The 15,161-nt window shown below is 61.0% G+C and carries 18 protein-coding genes, 4 pseudogenes and 1 other annotated feature; of the genes and pseudogenes, 15 read left to right on the plus strand and 7 right to left on the minus strand.

What is annotated here, in order from left to right; all coding sequences use genetic code 11:
• Positions 1-393 precede the first annotated feature (393 nt).
• Both ACP7AP_RS21140 and ACP7AP_RS21145 read right to left on the minus strand, forming a co-directional pair.
• A complete protein-coding gene (locus tag ACP7AP_RS21140) occupies positions 394-957 on the minus strand; it encodes a deoxynucleoside kinase (protein WP_426037416.1) in 564 nt (187 codons plus the stop codon).
• Positions 958-1,131: 174 nt separating this feature from the next.
• Positions 1,132-2,124, minus strand: coding sequence for a helix-turn-helix transcriptional regulator (locus ACP7AP_RS21145; protein ID WP_426037418.1), 993 nt, complete (start codon positions 2,122-2,124; stop codon positions 1,132-1,134).
• A gap of 188 nt (positions 2,125-2,312) precedes the next feature.
• On the opposite strand from ACP7AP_RS21145, the gene ACP7AP_RS21150 reads away from it, so the two are divergent.
• Positions 2,313-2,924: a hypothetical protein gene (locus ACP7AP_RS21150; RefSeq protein WP_426037420.1), complete on the plus strand. Its 612-nt coding sequence runs from the start codon at positions 2,313-2,315 to the stop codon at positions 2,922-2,924.
• Between the two features lie 9 nt (positions 2,925-2,933).
• On the opposite strand, the gene ACP7AP_RS21155 is transcribed toward ACP7AP_RS21150, so the two are convergent.
• Complete coding sequence (locus ACP7AP_RS21155) at positions 2,934-4,193, minus strand: tyrosine-type recombinase/integrase (protein WP_426037422.1); 1,260 nt, start codon at positions 4,191-4,193, stop codon at positions 2,934-2,936.
• A 603-nt stretch (positions 4,194-4,796) separates the two neighbouring features.
• Between ACP7AP_RS21155 and ACP7AP_RS21160 the strand changes: the two genes are divergently transcribed.
• The 7 genes and pseudogenes from ACP7AP_RS21160 to ACP7AP_RS21190 form a co-directional block, all read left to right on the plus strand.
• A complete protein-coding gene (locus ACP7AP_RS21160; protein WP_426037424.1) occupies positions 4,797-5,042 on the plus strand; it encodes a helix-turn-helix transcriptional regulator in 246 nt (81 codons plus the stop codon).
• A complete protein-coding gene (locus ACP7AP_RS21165) occupies positions 5,039-5,302 on the plus strand; it encodes a hypothetical protein (protein WP_426037426.1) in 264 nt (87 codons plus the stop codon). Before ACP7AP_RS21160 ends, ACP7AP_RS21165 begins: the two co-directional genes overlap by 4 nt.
• Positions 5,299-5,691 carry a VRR-NUC domain-containing protein gene (locus ACP7AP_RS21170; protein ID WP_426037428.1) on the plus strand — a complete coding sequence of 131 codons (393 nt, stop codon included), beginning with the start codon at positions 5,299-5,301 and terminating at the stop codon, positions 5,689-5,691. The genes ACP7AP_RS21165 and ACP7AP_RS21170 overlap by 4 nt, the downstream gene beginning before the upstream one ends.
• Complete coding sequence (locus tag ACP7AP_RS21175; RefSeq protein WP_426037429.1) at positions 5,688-6,656, plus strand: helix-turn-helix domain-containing protein; 969 nt, start codon at positions 5,688-5,690, stop codon at positions 6,654-6,656. The genes ACP7AP_RS21170 and ACP7AP_RS21175 overlap by 4 nt, the downstream gene beginning before the upstream one ends.
• Before the next feature lie 71 nt (positions 6,657-6,727).
• Positions 6,728-7,117: pseudogene (locus ACP7AP_RS21180) on the plus strand (DNA cytosine methyltransferase); the annotation flags it as partial.
• A gap of 55 nt (positions 7,118-7,172) precedes the next feature.
• The gene (locus ACP7AP_RS21185) at positions 7,173-7,919 is read left to right on the plus strand and encodes a DNA methyltransferase (RefSeq protein WP_426037431.1); all 747 of its coding nucleotides are present in this window, start codon (positions 7,173-7,175) and stop codon (positions 7,917-7,919) included.
• Positions 7,916-8,371 (plus strand): annotated as a pseudogene (locus ACP7AP_RS21190) (hypothetical protein); the annotation flags it as partial. The gene ACP7AP_RS21185 and the pseudogene ACP7AP_RS21190, both read left to right, overlap by 4 nt.
• Here ACP7AP_RS21190 and ACP7AP_RS21195 read toward each other — a convergent pair.
• The 3 genes from ACP7AP_RS21195 to ACP7AP_RS21205 form a co-directional block, all read right to left on the minus strand.
• A complete protein-coding gene (locus ACP7AP_RS21195; RefSeq protein ID WP_426037433.1) occupies positions 8,304-8,696 on the minus strand; it encodes a DUF3489 domain-containing protein in 393 nt (130 codons plus the stop codon). The pseudogene ACP7AP_RS21190 and the gene ACP7AP_RS21195 overlap by 68 nt on opposite strands.
• A gap of 65 nt (positions 8,697-8,761) precedes the next feature.
• Entirely contained in the window at positions 8,762-9,001 is a 240-nt protein-coding gene (locus ACP7AP_RS21200; protein ID WP_426037435.1) for a hypothetical protein, read from the minus strand.
• Positions 8,991-9,218 carry a hypothetical protein gene (locus tag ACP7AP_RS21205; RefSeq protein ID WP_426037437.1) on the minus strand — a complete coding sequence of 76 codons (228 nt, stop codon included), beginning with the start codon at positions 9,216-9,218 and terminating at the stop codon, positions 8,991-8,993. The genes ACP7AP_RS21200 and ACP7AP_RS21205 overlap by 11 nt, the downstream gene beginning before the upstream one ends.
• Positions 9,219-9,334: 116 nt before the next feature.
• On the opposite strand from ACP7AP_RS21205, the pseudogene ACP7AP_RS21210 reads away from it, so the two are divergent.
• A pseudogene (locus ACP7AP_RS21210) lies at positions 9,335-9,625 on the plus strand (hypothetical protein); the annotation flags it as partial.
• A gap of 274 nt (positions 9,626-9,899) precedes the next feature.
• Here the strand turns inward: ACP7AP_RS21210 and ACP7AP_RS21215 are convergent.
• Positions 9,900-10,968, minus strand: a pseudogene (locus ACP7AP_RS21215) (IS30 family transposase).
• 87 nt (positions 10,969-11,055) lie between these two features.
• Here ACP7AP_RS21215 and ACP7AP_RS21220 point away from each other — a divergent pair.
• From ACP7AP_RS21220 to ACP7AP_RS21245, 6 genes are all read left to right on the plus strand, one after another.
• A complete protein-coding gene (locus ACP7AP_RS21220; RefSeq protein ID WP_426037439.1) occupies positions 11,056-11,616 on the plus strand; it encodes a TIGR02594 family protein in 561 nt (186 codons plus the stop codon).
• Positions 11,617-11,678: 62 nt separating this feature from the next.
• Complete coding sequence (locus ACP7AP_RS21225; RefSeq protein ID WP_426037441.1) at positions 11,679-11,798, plus strand: hypothetical protein; 120 nt, start codon at positions 11,679-11,681, stop codon at positions 11,796-11,798.
• Positions 11,799-11,987: 189 nt separating this feature from the next.
• Positions 11,988-12,045, plus strand: a sequence feature (sul1 is cis-regulatory element that is thought to sense ions involved in sulfur or methionine metabolism; They are found in Alphaproteobacteria).
• A 67-nt stretch (positions 12,046-12,112) separates the two neighbouring features.
• Positions 12,113-13,603: a SulP family inorganic anion transporter gene (locus tag ACP7AP_RS21230; RefSeq protein WP_426037443.1), complete on the plus strand. Its 1,491-nt coding sequence runs from the start codon at positions 12,113-12,115 to the stop codon at positions 13,601-13,603.
• Between the two features lie 13 nt (positions 13,604-13,616).
• Positions 13,617-14,189, plus strand: coding sequence for a universal stress protein (locus ACP7AP_RS21235; RefSeq protein WP_426037445.1), 573 nt, complete (start codon positions 13,617-13,619; stop codon positions 14,187-14,189).
• Between the two features lie 57 nt (positions 14,190-14,246).
• A complete protein-coding gene (locus tag ACP7AP_RS21240) occupies positions 14,247-14,525 on the plus strand; it encodes a hypothetical protein (protein WP_426037447.1) in 279 nt (92 codons plus the stop codon).
• A gap of 30 nt (positions 14,526-14,555) precedes the next feature.
• Positions 14,556-14,930, plus strand: a complete 375-nt coding sequence (locus tag ACP7AP_RS21245; protein ID WP_426037449.1) for an SDR family NAD(P)-dependent oxidoreductase — start codon at positions 14,556-14,558, stop codon at positions 14,928-14,930.
• Positions 14,931-15,161 lie beyond the last annotated feature (231 nt).

Here is a 15,161-nt window from a genome sequence, read left to right on the forward strand (position 1 = left end):
GGTCTCGGTCCCGCGACATATCGCGATTTCGTTGAACTGCGGGCCTGAAGGCCCTCGTCCCCACAAAAGCCGCCACCCATAACTCAGCATAGCGATCAAAACTGATCCGGGTCGCCTCTCAAGCCACAGACGCGAGGTTCTGCGCCGCGTCAACATGTAGGCCGACCGGACTAAAAGGGATAAGCCTTTCTGGCTTTATGAAGGCATCCTCGACCAGCCGCTTAAACAGCAAGCCAATGCCTCCCAAGAATAGCGTATTCATAATCGCGGCGACAGTGGCACCGCTCGAAAATCCATTTGCTATCATCGCCCAAACTAGGGCCACATCAAGACCTACAACTGCAAGGGTGGCAACGCAAAATATGCCGAATATAACCGAACGTTGGACTGAGTTTAGCATAGCCACCCCTTTAAGATTGCGTCCAGCATCGCAGGTGGACATTTCGAATTGTCAATTTTTACGACACTTTCAGACCGGCAGGAAATCCACTCATCATACAAACGGACCTGCTCAGTTAAGCCGTCGACGATTAGCTTTGGATGACCAACGGCTTTCATTCTCTGTCTCAGCACTTTTTTGTTTGCGGAAAGGAAGATGATTAGGTCGGGCGAAGGCAGGTCGGCCTCCAGTTCCGCAGCTAACACTTCTAGCCGCGCAAAGGAGGAAGCATCGAGATAACCGGATGCGCGGTGTATTCGGCAAAAAACGGAAATGTCCTCGTCGACGCTGCGGTCGAAAACCACCTTCAGTTTATCGGACCGGAGTTGATATTGATCGTGCCGAGAACGCATCAAAGCCTCCTGCACGGCCTCGCAATACCGCGAAGGGTCGGCGGCAAATGCTTCAAATAGCCGCATCGGCGTATCTTCACTAACAACGCCGTATCCGAGTTTAGAGAAGATGCTCGCCAATGACGTTTTGCCAGAACCGGTAGGCCCCGAAAGCCATATTATCAAAGTAAATCCTCCAAAGGCTTTCGGTCCTCCAAGCGGCCAGAGTAGAATGATCGATGCACCCTACTGACCCAAAGTTGATGTATCGCGGCAATGATCACTGATCCACTGGCAACATGCATTTGAAATGCTCCGATGATGGCCCACCATTGGGTGCCTCTAGGCCATCCCCGCCCCTCATGGCAACACCCCTATATTATCACGCTGATGCCCCCGCACCATATCCTGCAGCTCGACCGGGGCGATCACCTCGACCTGATCCCCCCACTTGTAGAGATGCCACACCATCTCGACCCAACCGCTGGCGGTGAACGCGACGGTCAGCCCGCCGTTTGGCTCTTCGGTGATCACCTGGTTGGGGTGGAATGCGAACTCGCGCGCGGCAGCCGCTGCGCCGGGCGTAAAGCGCCATATGACCGGTTGGTGCTCCGCGTCAGAGTGGTAGGAGCCGAAGGATTGGGCGGCATAGGTACCGAGGTCGAAGTCGGGGTCGCGAGCGAACGACTGGCCGGTAATCTTGGCGCTGGTGATGCGATCAAGCCGGAAGCGCCGGAAGGCCCGTCCGTTGCCGATGTCGCGCGCGATCAGGTATTGCCGGATCCCCAGCAGCATGCCGTATGGCTCTACCAATCGGTCCAATGTCACGTCGTCACTTGCGCCCTGATACGCAATGGTCAGGGAGAACGGCGCTTTGATCGCCACGGCAATCGCGCCCAATATGTTCGGTTCTGTTTGCACGCGCGGTCCAGGACGGCAGGCATAGCCTTGCGCCTCCAGCATCGCCTCCGCGTCCACTTCGGCCCGCCGTGCATGTGAAGACGGCATCGTGGCCAAAAGCCGATCCCGCAGAGAGATCAGGGTCGTGACATCCTTGGTGGCCCCTTCGCGCTGGGCGCGGCGGATGCTCATGTCCAAAGCCTCCAATTCGCCGTCACGGATCCCCTGCATTCCGAGAATTCTCGTGTCACTCAGCTTCCACCAGCGCCGCCGATCCTGGTCGGTCGAGAACTCAACGCTCGGAAACGCTGCCTCCAGGCCCCGGATCATGCGCTGGGCGGTGCGCAGATTGACGCCGAACTCCGCGCTCACCTCAACCAGGCACACGCCCTTGTGGCGGGCGGCGGCCATTTGGGCCAATCGCATCAAATCGAGGGTCTTTTCAAAAGCCATCGTGATTCTTTTTTCCTCCACGTCAGGTCCTTACGGGGAGCGTGGGGCAGGATAACCTCAGGGGCGAATCATTTATGCATAAAACAACCTTTAGATGCAGGTGCCGTTCCGCAAGCAGTCGTGGCTTTGGTGGATCCTTCTGCCCAGGTTGCGGTCTTTCAGTGCCCAATGGAAAGATGGAATAGACAATGAAGCTTCCCCAGCGCGAATTCTACACCCTAAACGAAGTGGCCGCCCGTTGGGGCTGTGCCTTGGCCGATATTTCCGGCTGGTCGACTGCTGGCGAGTTGGACGTGATTACCGGCATTCCTCCCACCTTCTGTGGCACCACCAGAGTTTCTGGCACAGTAATCATCTGCACCATGGATATCGTGCCGATGTTTCGTCGCTGTGGCACCGGCCCCAAAAACGCACAGCTGCGTCGTCTGCGCACCGAAGAGTCCCTCGAGTGGCTCTTCGTCACCGAACCACCGCAGGGGGTTGATGTGTCGATTGCCGATCTGCTGTTGCGCAGCAAACAGGTTCTGAAGTTTGAAGACACCCATGATCTCTTGCGCCGGATCAGCGGCGGAACCGGATCAACATCGCCTTATGATTGGGACAGCATGACCAAGGCGTTCCTGATCCGCATCCATGTGCGGGGCATCCCCGCCACCAAGGCTGAGATGATCGGCGACATTCAGGACTGGTTCGTGGCAAACTCGAATGGTGATGAAATCCCGAGCGAGCGGTCCATCCGTCGGCATGTCGATGATCTCTGGAAGATGTTGACCGAGCTCAAGCAGGACGAGAACACCTGAACGATCGGGTCATGCCTGTTTGAGTTCACTGTCCGCATCATGGACCAATGTCGGACGCGGCCGGAAGATATGCGCCACCGCGTCGACACCCGCCCGCAGGGGCGAGTCCATCAGATGCGCATAACGCTGGGTCGTCTGCATTTGCGTATGGCCCAGCAGCTTGCCGATCATTTCCAAGGACGCGCCGCCGCTGACCAACAGCGACGCGAAGGTGTGGCGCAGGTCATGGATGCGCACATCGGGCAGTTTTGCCTCCTTCTGGACGTTGATCCAGAAGCGGCGGATTTCCTTGACCGGCTGGCCCGGCGTGTCGCTGGGGAATAGCCACGGCACCCCGCTTGGCACCAGCAGCTGGCGTTGGCGCACGATGGCCGCCACGTCGGTTGAGACCGGCACCCGGTGGACCTTGCGCTGCTTGGTGGTGGCGGCGGGTTTTGACCAGACACCAAGCTCCAGGTTGAACTGTTCGAAACGCGCCTGCCGCACTTCCCCCAGCCGCGCGCCGGTCAACATGCAGAGCCGAATGATCCCGGCAGCGCGCTGATCGGCAGCGCCGTCCAGCGCCGCAGCCAGTTGGACGATTTCCAGCTGGCTCAGGAACCGCTCGCGCGCGGACTCGATGCGGCGGTGGAACGCAGCAGCCGGGTTGTCCTCGCGCCAGCCCCATTCGATGGCAAGCGTGAACATCTTGCGCAACACCTCGCCCGTGCGGTTTGCGCGCACCGGAGTGGGCTTCGGCCCCTGCAATTTCCGCGCGCGGTTGTTGGGTTTTTCCTTGGCCGGGCGGGCCCGGCCCTCGGCGACCTTCGCAAGCAGTTTCGCCACATCGGTCTTTGTGATGTCGGTGACCAGCTTCTTGCCCCAAAGCGGTGCCACCAGCTTGGCCAGCATCGCCTTTTGGTCCGCAGCATTCGCCGGGGCGAGTTTGACGAGATGCTCAGCGATGTAACGCTCGATCATGTCGCTGAAGTGCGGGGCAGTGCGCAGCTCGCCCTTTCCGGCCAGCGGATCGCCGCCCTCATCGATTTCGCGGCGCAGTTGTCTGGCGCGGTCTCTGGCTGCCGTCACCGTCCATTCAGGCCAGCGTCCGATGGTCATCCGGCGCTGGCGACCGGCATAGCGGTAATCCAGCGTGAAGGCTCGGCTGCCGGAGCGGTAGATGCACACGGCGAACCCCCGCACATCGGTGTCGAAGATCTGGAAATCCCGCCCCTTGACCGGCAGAGGTTCACGCACCGTTTTGTCGTTCAGTCTCATACGCTTGGGCATATTGCCCTCCTATCAATGCCCTTGTCATCACGCGTAGATTCGCAGGCTTATCAAGGTAATCACGCGCCGAACTGCGGCGGGAAGGCACTGACCGGCAGTGAATGACACTGGCTGGCACTGGATTTGCACCCGGATGCCGCTCGCTTTTGATGGGTTTCAGGCAATATGGGCGTCCGCAGCGGTTACATGCGGGCGCGAGCACCTGGTGATCTGGATGCAAATGCCGCGAAATCGCGCCCCACGCCGCTTCACCCGAGAAAAACCCAATGAAATCAACCACTGGCACCCCGGTGCAAATTCAGTGTCAGTCAGTGTCACCCCGCCGCTGCGGTCCTGGTGGCCAAATCCCTTGTTTTACAGGGGTTGACGCATGGCACGTCGGCATCCGCGCCGATTGCCGCCTCAAACCAGGGCCGCACACAGCATGCCGCAGCGCAGCATGATTTTGACCAAAATCGCAAAAACCCAATAAAACAAGGAACGGCGCGGGGGTGCAAAGCCAGTGCCAGCCAGTGTCAGTCAGTGCCTTCCCGCCGTTCTTGCCGATCTGCGTCTCCTCAAACCGGCAAACGCCCAGTTCGGGCAACAACCGGGAGACGACCCATGACGCAGACACATCGACATCCCGCGGCACCGCCCGCGCCCTTGATGGCGGGCTGGATCAGCCGCCTCAACCTGGCCCTCGAGCTTGGCCTTTCGGTCGACACGTTGCGGCGCTGGGACGACCGGCGCACTGGCCCCGCCTGCGTACGGGCCGGGCGCACGATCTATTACCGCCGCGCCGTCGTGCTGGACTGGCTGGAAAAGCAGGAGAGCACCAAGCGCGCAAACGGGAAGGGACGCAAATGACCGCTCCTTTTGCCCACCCCATGGTCGCATCCACCAGCACCAGTGGCTGGATGCAGGACCGCCTGACCGAGGCGCGCGGCGTCCTAGCCGATACCACGCAGCACCCAGACTCGCTTGTTATCCTCTCGGCGCGTGTGGTCGTCGGCCAAACCGACGATGCCGGTGAATGCGCTGATGCCGTCGATCTGCTTCGCCTGCTGGATCGTCGCCCTCTGCATGCCATCGCGGCGGCTGCATTTCCGAAGGGCGGTGCCGCATGAACCGGCGCAGCACCCCCGAGGCCGACGCCCAGCGCGCCATCGTTCAAGCTCTGCGGTTCGCTCTGCCCCACGATGCCATCGTCCATCATTGCGCCAACGAAGTGACCGAGTCCGGGTCCCGTGGCCAAATCCGCCAATCGATCCTCGTCGGCATGGGCGTGCATGCGGGCTTCGCCGATCTGATCGTGATCTCCAGCGGCCGGGTTCTGTTTCTCGAGGTCAAAAGCAAGACCGGCCGGTTGCGCAAATCGCAGGAGGTGTTTCGCGACACCGTCTGCGCGCAGGACTTCGGCTGGGCGCTGGTGCGCTCGGTCGACGACGCGCTGGGCGCACTGGCCGATCACGGTTTCACCAGCCGCGTCCGCCCAGCGCGGAGGGCGGCATCATGAGCCACAAGGCAACTGTCTGGGCCATCCAGCAGCGCGGGCTGAAGCCTGCCACCAAGATCGTGCTGTGGTTTTTGTGCGACCGGCACAACCCGGACTTCGGCTGTTTCCCGACGCAGGCGCGGCTGGCCGACGATGCAGAAATGTCGATATCGGCGCTGAACGAGCATCTTGCCAAGTTGCAGGAATTGCACCTGATTCACCGGGTTCGCGCGCAGGATCCCCACACCCACAAGCGCCTTGCAACGCGCTACATCTTGGGGTTCGAGGATGGATTTCCACCAGAGCCAACTCCGGAAACCGGAGACGGCTTTGCAAGAACGGACGAGGAACAAGGGGGCGACCCAACTCCGGATTCCGGACATGGAGCCATCTCCGGATTTTCGGCAAAGCCATCTCCGGATTTTGCCCAAAGCCATCTCCGGAATCCGGAGATTAACCTTGTAAGAGAACCCCTAAGTAAACCTGTAAAGGAGGAGGAGGATGCGCAAGCGCGCGATTCCGATTTTGATCGGTTTTTCTCAGAGCTGCTGAATGCGCTGGGTTTTGCCGCCAACGCCACCCTGCCCGCCTGGTGGCAGGGCTGGCCAGCTCGACTCCACGTGCAGCGGTGGCGGGATAACCTCGGATTGTCCGACGACCGGATCATCGAAACTGCCAAGGAAACCCGCAGCGATCATCCCAACCCACCCGATGGACCCAAAGCCCTCGACCGGTTCATGGAACGCGCCGCCCAGCGCGATGCGACCGCTTCCGCAGCAAACGCCAACGGTAAAAAACCCAAGCGGCCATCCAAGTGCGAGGTGAAGCTCCCGCTCAGTGACGACGAAAAAGCGGCGTTTTACGCCAAGATGGTCAACTCCGACGGCTATCTGCCCCAGAGCGTAATCAGCAACACCATCCGTGATGCCATGCTGGCCCGTGGCCTTGTCACGCCCGAACGACTGCGCCAGCGGGGGGTGCGGTGAATGGCATGGTGTCACGTCCCCGGCACGGACTGTCCCTCTGCGCAGGCGGCGGAGGCTTGGATTTGGGCCTCATGCTCGCCGAACCCGCCTATCACAGCCGCGCTTTCGTCGAGTGGGAGGCATATCCCCGATCCGTCCTCATCGCAGCCCAGAGCGCCGGGTATTTCGCCCCGGCACCCATCTGGGACGATCTGCGCAGTTTCGATGCCCGGCCCTTTCGCAGCGCCTTCGACATCGTCCTCGCGGGATATCCCTGTCAGCCCTTCAGCGCCGCTGGCAAACGCGGTGGCGCTGACGATCCCCGCCACCTCTGGCCCGAAGTCGCCCGCGTCATCCGGGAATGCGCCCCTGAATGGGTCTTCCTTGAAAACGTCGCGGGGCACGTCACCCTCGGTCTTGAATCCGTGCTGCGAGAGCTTTGGCGCATGGGTTACACGCCTGCGGCGGGACTGTTCAGCGCGGCAGAAGTCGGCGCGCCGCACCAGCGGCTCCGCATCTTCATCCTGGCCCACACCGATGAGCCTGCATCCCGGAACCGATCGCTACAATCCGGCCGGGAACAGCGACTTCACCCGCAAGGCGGAAGCGCTGGCGCTGGGCATCAGCAACTGGTCGACGCCGAAGGGATCAGACGGGGCGAAGGGTGGGCCGGGCCAGAGCTATGGTTCGGGCGGGATGCCGCCCCTGCCAGCGCAGGCGGCGCAATGGCGGACGCCGGTGGCAGACGATCAGGTCGACCGGCTGCGCGGCAAGATCAACCGCCGGGGCGAGCCGAAGCTCAGTGCACAGGCGATCCAGTGGCCGACACCGGCGGCGCAGAACTGGAAGGGCAGCAGTCCGGCCAGTGTGACGCGAGCCGATGGCAAGAGCCGGATGGATATCCTGCATTACCGGGCGGAACAGGGCTTCACCCTCCCGGCCCCGGCGATCATGCCGTCTGGGCTGCGACCCTCGCATCACGCCCCGATCTCGCGCCCGCTGTGGGCTTCCATGATTGCATCGCATGGGCGGCCCGCGTCGCGGCGGATCTTGAAAGCCCGGGCGCGGCGGCGGCTGAACCCTCTGTTCGTCGGCTGGTTGATGGGCTGGCCCATCGGTCACGCGCTCTGCGCCTGCTCGGAAACGGAGTTCATCCTCTGGCAGCAGCGCATGCGTGGCGCTCTCTGGCAGCTGCCCATGGCCTCGGGCCCGTGGATTTGGCGCCCGGTGGATAGTCCGGAAAGCCCAGCACAGATGAACCTCTTTGAAGGAATGCTGCCATGAGCATGCAGGGAAGGATCGGCCGCGCTGGCGGAGTTCGGATGAAACGCGCGCTGGGCGTGCAGGCCATATTGGAATGGGCTTTCCGGGTGGAAAAAGCGCAGCTGGAACTGCCGCAGCGGCAGGATATCGACGGGGAAGGCTTCGGCTTTGGCATGGAATATGTGCTGATCCAGCGGGCGATACTTGGTTGCAAGGTCGACGGCGGGGGCCGTAGTTCTCAGTCTTACACCCATCAGGATGCTGAGATCGTGGCCGCGACCTTGGCCGGGATGCCCGACAGCCTCGGCGGCATCCGCATGGCAATACAGGTGGCCGAACTGGCACGTGCTGGAATGACCCCGGACTGGCTGCCGGGTGTCGTCCCGCGCTGCGTCCCGCTGGAAATCAAGAACAACCAGCATGGTGAGCGGGCGAAGACCATTGCCAGTTCATTGCAGCGACGATTTCGGCGATTGTCGCGCCCTCCGGTGCCTGAAGCAGCGCGATCAGCATCCCTTGCTTTGTCCCGACGCGTGGAATCTGCGGCTTTGGCGCGGTCACCTCAGCCAAAGATTGAAGGATATCGACCACGGTCTTCTTTACCACCGGTGCGATCCCGATGGCAAAGAGCCCAGCGTCAGTCACCACCAATGTCGTGCCGTGGCCATCGCCGGTTTCACGCCAAAGCGGCTCGCCTCGGCCTGAGGAGGCTTCGACTTCCTGCAGCCAACCGTGTTCGATCATCTTGGTAACAGACATCTTCGCCGCCGCACCGGCCAGCCCTTTGGGCAGCGGCATGGCGATGTTGCCGGGGCGCTGGGCCCCGGCGCTTAGGATGACGGTCTAGGTTTCGGTGAGTTTCGTCATGGTGCGTTCCCGTATTGGTCGTGGCTGGCGAGAAAGGCTGCAATGCGCGACCTGAGATCGTTGTGGCCGTTCGCATCGGCCCCAAGGATCACATCGCCATCGTCGTCGCGTTCCAGATCGGCGATCTCGCGCAGCAAGGCGATGGCGGCATCGCAGGCGGCGACGCGTTCGGCCTCCCATGCGGCAGTGAGGACGTCTTGTTCGATCTGGTGGCGCTGAGCGGGATCAAGCGGCATGTTCTCCCTCCTTGGAGGCGCTGTCGGTGATCTGGCGCAGCAGGCTGGCGTAATGGTTCAGGGTGCCGACATCGCCCCAGTTGATCTCATCTGGGTGGGTCTCGAAATGGTCGTCGCTCAGGGCCTTCAGGCGATCCAACATCGCGTCGATCTGGAACTTGGTGGTGATGACGGCGTCGAGGGCCTTGGTATTGTCGGTCGTGCGGCGGGTGGTCATGGCGTGGTCTCCGGGGGTGAGTTGCATCGTTTTCCTACAACTAGAATCACTCGTATCCGGAGTGTAATCAACTGAATAGCAGGCAACAACATTGCTATAGGTAAGATATCTGCGCGATGGACTGGTTGAGCGAGCGGGAATATTCCATCCATTCCGGTCTGTCGCGCGGGGCCAATTAGAAGGCTCGAAAAGTCGGGCAGTTGGTGGTTTATGGCGACGGATCGATCAATGCAGCCGCGTCTGACGTGCGACGTGGCGAGATGACCAACCCGGATCAACAACGCCGCAGCAACGGTGGAGCTACGGGCTTTTCCGGCCCGGCAGACAGCTCGTCGTACCTCAAAACCCGGACAGCTCCGACTGTCTACCAGGCGCAGGACAGGCAGCTGGCGATCCAGAAGCGGAAAACAGCGCAACCCGCCAGGATGTGCGGTTTGACGCGCTGTCCCTCTGGATCAACGAGTTGAAACTGCAGGCCCGCGAGGCCAGCACGCTGCTGCGGGAATTAGCCCAGCGGCCTTAATCCCACCCTCCCTTACCCTCGACCACCCCAGCCCGCCCTCACGGCGGTTTTTTTGTTGCCCGCCGTCGGGCAGAAAGAGCAATCAAATGACCACAGACCCCACCGATGCCATCCGCCTGATCCAGAGCGGATTGGACAAGCTCGGCCACTGCTTGGATTCAAATTTCAAGTGCAACGGTTGATCTGAAGGCCGCGAGTTCTTCGGCCATGGCTTCCTCGGGTGTTTTCCATCCGAGCGTTTTTCGGGGGCGCTGGTTCATCAGTCGCGCCACGTCGTTCAGTTCGGTCTGACTGATGCCGCTCAGGTCGGTGCCCTTAGGGAAGAACTGGCGCAGCAATCCGTTGGTGTTCTCGTTGGATCCTCTTTGCCAGGGGGCGTGCGGGTCGCAAAACCAGATGTCGATCTTCAGGCGGCGCGCCAGTTCCGGGTGGCAGGCCATCTCGCTGCCGCGGTCGTAGGTCATGCTCTTGCGCAGGGCGGCGGGCAGCCGTTTCATCTGTCGCGTAAAGCCTTCCAGCGCCGCGTCAGCGGTGCAGCCGCGCATCTTGCTGAGAATGAGATAGCGGGTCTTGCGCTCGACCACCGTGCCCACCGCCGAGCGGTTGAACGCCCCCTTGATAAGGTCACCTTCCTGTTAGCCGGTAGGCGATGCTTGCATCGCCGTAAGGCCAATGACCGGGCACAAGGCGGCCTTCGATTTCCTCGGGGCGATGGATTATCCGCAATGATTCCGGGGCAATAGAGCCACCGGGCAGCGTGGTGCGCCGAAGTCCGCGGGATGGTTTGTGCTGGCGCAGCGCCGCGATCATCTCGGCTTTCAGCCCACCTCTCAGCTGCGCGTAGATCGCGGCATAGATCGTCTCGTGGCTGATCAGCCGGGTCGGATCCTCGGGGTGCATGGCCTGCAGTTTGCGCGCAATCTGCTCGGGAGACCAGCGCTTGTGAACCAGTTTGCCGCGCACAAAGCCATGCAGCCAGCCGCCGGGGACAAGCTTTCGCCGCCGCCCGCAGAGCTTGCGGCGCGCCCGATACCCCGCACCGCCAAGCTGCGCGCAGTAGGGCTGGGCGGGCTCGCCCTCCGGACGACCCCGAAACAGCTCCCGACCGATCGTGGAGGCGCTGCGTCCCAGCAACAAGCCGATCGCTTGAAGACTCGCCCCGCGCCGATGCTCCCCCAAAATCACGCCACGTTCCTCGCCGTTGAGGTGCTTGTACCGTTTGTCCATCGCAACATCCTATGCCCCATGGGCGCTGGGTGTTGCACTTGATGTTTGAGTCTAAGCTGCCCCGGCGCCATTAATGGTCGCTGGGGCGTGCGAACCGCCCGTGCCTCGCGGCAGTTGATCGCCGCCAATGGCCAAGTCGCCTTGATTGCACCGCAGCAGCCCTTGCCGTGGATCACCGAAACCAAAACTGCGCTAAGCGGCAACGAAGCCCGCGACCGCACTTGGCTCATGGATTGGCTGAAGCGCGATGGCCGCAGTTTGGGCGATCGGGGCAAGAACCCTTGGTGCGGCGATTTCATGGAAACCTGCATCCGCATAATCCTTCCCGACGAACCGCTGCTCGGGGCGCTGGGCACCAATCCCAATTGGGCGCGCAACTGGCTGTTGTTCGGGCAGGACATTAAGCCAATCACTGGTGCGGTGCTGGTTTTTAAGCGCGGCTCCGGCGGCCACGTCGGTTTCGCAATCGGCCAGAACGATGCGCATTTCTACGTTCTTGGCGGCAATCAGTCTGACGCGGTCACCATCGCCCGGATCGCCAAGTCCCGCCTTCTCGGCGCGCGCTGGCCCGCAACTTACCTGCCCCGCTTACAGCGCCTGCCGACGATGAAGCCGGGTGAATTCCTCGCAACCACAAATGAAATTTGAACTGGAGACCACCATGCTGAAACATGCAATCTTCGCGCTGATCCGCCAAGTCCTGACTTGTCGTGGGCACCGCGCTGGTCGACAAGGGCTATGTTCAAGCCTCGGCTATCGAACCGGTCATCGGCGCGCTGCTGACAATCGGGTCGGTTGTGTGGTCAGGGGCAGACAAACGGGGGCCCTAATGCGGCAAAGTTTCCCGGACCAGGAATCGCACCTTCTTTGATTGCGTGAAGGGGGCAGCATCGTGCTCCCTTCGGTCGCTCCAATGGGGCTGCGGATCAGAAGTCTCGTCCCAGCAACAGAGTTTCTGCCTGAGGGGAATGCGAAGGTTGGCATTTTCCGCAAACGCAGATATGTGCGCCTCTATCGAACATGGAGCCGGGTGCGATTCCCGGCTGGCTCTTCCGGCCGCCGATCCGCCGGACCACCGTCAAACAGACCTACACATATCATCGAGACGACGCTTGGCGCCGGATCGGTCTGGAACGGATATCACATGATTTCACTCGACGCTTACCGCCAGCAATGGTTCGGCAACATCAAGGCGGATCTCTTGTCCGGGCTTGTAGTGGCCTTGGCCCTGATCCCCGAAGCCATCGCCTTCTCCATCATCGCAGGCGTTGACCCAAAGGTGGGGCTGTACGCCTCATTCTCCATCGCGCTCATCACGGCGATTGCCGGAGGACGCCCCGGCATGATCTCGGCCGCGACGGCCGCGACGGCGGTGCTGATGGTCACGCTGGTCAAAGATCACGGGCTGCAATACCTGCTGGCGACAACCGTTCTGGCAGGGCTTTTGCAGATCGGCATGGGGCTGGCCCGACTGGGTTTCGTCATGCGTTATGTCTCGAAGTCGGTGATGACCGGGTTCGTCAACGCCCTCGCCATCCTGATCTTCATGGCGCAACTGCCCGAACTCGACCCGTCTCGGGTGACGTCGCTGACATTTGTGCTTGTCGCAGCCGGGCTGGCGATAATCTATCTGTTTCCCTATGTGACCAAGGCCGTGCCTTCACCCTTGGTCACCATCCTTGTGCTGACAGGCCTGTCGATGACCTTTGGCTGGGACGTGCGCACCGTGGGGGACATGGGGGCGCTGCCCGACACCCTGCCGGTCTTTCTGATCCCGCAAATTCCACTGACATTTGAAACCCTGCAGATCATCTTTCCCTATGCGCTGGCCGTGGCCGTTGTGGGGCTGTTGGAAAGCCTGATGACGCAAAGCCTGGTCGACGATCTGACCGACACGAAATCCAACCGCAATCAGGAATGCATCGGTCAGGGACTAGCGAATACAGCCACCGGCTTCATTGGCGGCATGGCGGGTTGTGCGATGATCGGGCAAAGCATGATCAACGTGAAATCCGGCAGGCGCGGGCGGCTGTCAGCCTTCGCGGCAGGTTTGTTTCTGCTGATCATGGTCGTAGGTTTGGGCGAGTGGGTCAGCCAGATCCCGATGCCCGCGCTGGTGGCTATCATGATCATGGTCAGCATCGGCACCTTTTCCTGGTCGTCGATCAAGAACCTGACCACGCATCCGAAATCGTCCTCCATCGTGATGATCGCCACCGTTGTCGCAGTGGTCTACACCCACAACCTTGCCATCGGCGTGTTTCTTGGCGTGCTGCTGTCGGGCATCTTTTTCGCAGGAAAGATCGCGCAGTTCTTCGCCGTGACCAGCAGCCTGTCCCCCGGTGGCCGTACCCGCACTTACCGGGTCGCGGGCCAGATGTTTTATGCCTCAGTCGAAAACTTCATGGCAGCCTTCGATTTCCGCGAGGCGCTGGACCGCGTGATCATCGACGTCTCGGCCGCGCACATCTGGGACATCTCATCGGTGCAGGCGCTGGACATGGCGGTGCTGAAGTTCCGTCGCGACGGGGCCGAGGCCGAGATCGTCGGCATGAACGCAGCCTCGGAAACCATCGTCGACAAGCTTGCGGTTCACGACAAGCCGGGCGCGCTGGATAAGCTGATGGCGCATTGAGGGAGGAATGGACATGACAACGAAGATTTTGGCGCTTGTCGACGGATCGACCTACGCCACCAGCGTGTGCCGTGCGGCCGCATGGATCGCAGGGAGACTCGGGCTTGGGGTGGACCTGCTGCATATCCTCCCCGACGCTCATGCCAAGGGCACGGGCGATCTATCGGGCGCTTTGACCCTCGGCGCGCGCACGGCGCTGATGGAGGAACTGGTGACACTGGACGCACACCGCGCCAAACTGGCGGCGAAGCAGGGCCATGCGATTCTGGACGATGCTGCGGCGCTGCTTGCGGGCGATGGCGTCACGCCTGTTGAGCAGAAGCTGCGCCATGGTGATCTGATCGAGACCCTGACCGCGCTGATGCCTGAGCTCCGCGCATTGGTCATCGGCAAGCGCGGCGAAGGCAGTGCTGGGGCCTTTGACCATCTCGGCTCGAACCTTGAACGGAACATCCGCAGCGCCACAGTGCCCGTCTTTGTCGCTGCGCGGGAGTTTCGCCCGATTGAGAAGGTGCTGATCGCCTATGACGGCAGCGCCAGCGCGGACCGCGCAGTGGAGTGGATGGCGCAAAGCCCGGTGTTTTAGGGCCTGACAGCTGTTCTGGTTTACGCGGGGCAGGATACGCCCACGATCCGCAGCCATATGAACGCGGCCCAGTCTCGGCTTGCCGCCCGGGGCTTGCGAGCGTCCATCGGAATCAACGCAGGCGAGTCCAAAGCTGCCCTCGAACGCAAGATCGCGACTGAAGGCTTCGATCTTTTGGTGATGGGCGCATACCAGACGCTCGCCGACTTCGCGCTGCACTTGATCACCGCAACCGCCCACGACGCTGCGTTGGATGAAAGCTCCGCGCGGCGGGCGATTGCTCAAACTGCGACGAATAACGTAAACAAAGAAAGGACTCTGATCACGGCTGGATGAAAGATCAGTCGCAGGTCAATCGCCCCAGCCTTGCTGAATTTGGGCGGGAAACTGGCTGGCTGCGGGTCCGTGGCAGGCTACATCGGGTTGCCAAATGGCCAAATTTATTCCGCAACCAAAGCCGGTGTGATCACCCTGACGCAATCGTTGCGCACCGAAATGGCCGACCGCATCGAGGTGCGGCTGATTAGCCCCGGCTTGGCATATACCCGTCTTACGCAGCGCAAAGATTTTGCGATGCCTGGGCCGATGACGCCGGTTGCAGAAGCCCGCGCGATCATCAAAGGTTTGAATACCGGGCGCTTCGAAATTCATTTCTCGCGCCGCCTGACCTTTGGCCTGAAACTTCTGACCGCCCTACCTTACCAGGCGTGGCTGCCGCGGCTGCACCGATTGAGCCTATGACCTTATGACCTTATGACCTTATGACCTTATGACCTTATGACCTTATGACCTTATGACCTTATGACCTTATGACCTTATGACCTTATGACCTTATGGCCTTATGGCCTTATGACCTTATGACCTTATGACCTTATGACCTTATGACCTTATGACCTTATGACCTTATGACCTTATGACCTTATGACCTTATGACCTTATGACCTTATGACCTTATGACCTTATGACCTTATT

This window comes from Cypionkella sp. TWP1-2-1b2 (genome assembly GCF_049896245.1).
Classification (GTDB): Bacteria; Pseudomonadota; Alphaproteobacteria; order Rhodobacterales; family Rhodobacteraceae; genus Cypionkella.

Excerpts from the sequence above, each read along its gene's own strand:
- ACP7AP_RS21145 (WP_426037418.1), bottom strand. The coding sequence starts at position 2,124 with ATGGCTTTTGAAAAGACCCTCGATTTGATGCGATTGGCCCAAATGGCC.
- ACP7AP_RS21150 (WP_426037420.1), top strand. The coding sequence starts at position 2,313 with ATGAAGCTTCCCCAGCGCGAATTCTACACCCTAAACGAAGTGGCCGCC.
- ACP7AP_RS21155 (WP_426037422.1), bottom strand. The coding sequence starts at position 4,193 with ATGCCCAAGCGTATGAGACTGAACGACAAAACGGTGCGTGAACCTCTG.
- ACP7AP_RS21160 (WP_426037424.1), top strand. The coding sequence starts at position 4,797 with ATGACGCAGACACATCGACATCCCGCGGCACCGCCCGCGCCCTTGATG.
- ACP7AP_RS21165 (WP_426037426.1), top strand. The coding sequence starts at position 5,039 with ATGACCGCTCCTTTTGCCCACCCCATGGTCGCATCCACCAGCACCAGT.
- ACP7AP_RS21170 (WP_426037428.1), top strand. The coding sequence starts at position 5,299 with ATGAACCGGCGCAGCACCCCCGAGGCCGACGCCCAGCGCGCCATCGTT.
- ACP7AP_RS21175 (WP_426037429.1), top strand. The coding sequence starts at position 5,688 with ATGAGCCACAAGGCAACTGTCTGGGCCATCCAGCAGCGCGGGCTGAAG.
- ACP7AP_RS21185 (WP_426037431.1), top strand. The coding sequence starts at position 7,173 with ATGAGCCTGCATCCCGGAACCGATCGCTACAATCCGGCCGGGAACAGC.
- ACP7AP_RS21195 (WP_426037433.1), bottom strand. The coding sequence starts at position 8,696 with ATGCCGCTGCCCAAAGGGCTGGCCGGTGCGGCGGCGAAGATGTCTGTT.
- ACP7AP_RS21200 (WP_426037435.1), bottom strand. The coding sequence starts at position 9,001 with ATGCCGCTTGATCCCGCTCAGCGCCACCAGATCGAACAAGACGTCCTC.
- ACP7AP_RS21205 (WP_426037437.1), bottom strand. The coding sequence starts at position 9,218 with ATGACCACCCGCCGCACGACCGACAATACCAAGGCCCTCGACGCCGTC.
- ACP7AP_RS21230 (WP_426037443.1), top strand. The coding sequence starts at position 12,113 with ATGATTTCACTCGACGCTTACCGCCAGCAATGGTTCGGCAACATCAAG.
- ACP7AP_RS21235 (WP_426037445.1), top strand. The coding sequence starts at position 13,617 with ATGACAACGAAGATTTTGGCGCTTGTCGACGGATCGACCTACGCCACC.
- ACP7AP_RS21240 (WP_426037447.1), top strand. The coding sequence starts at position 14,247 with ATGAACGCGGCCCAGTCTCGGCTTGCCGCCCGGGGCTTGCGAGCGTCC.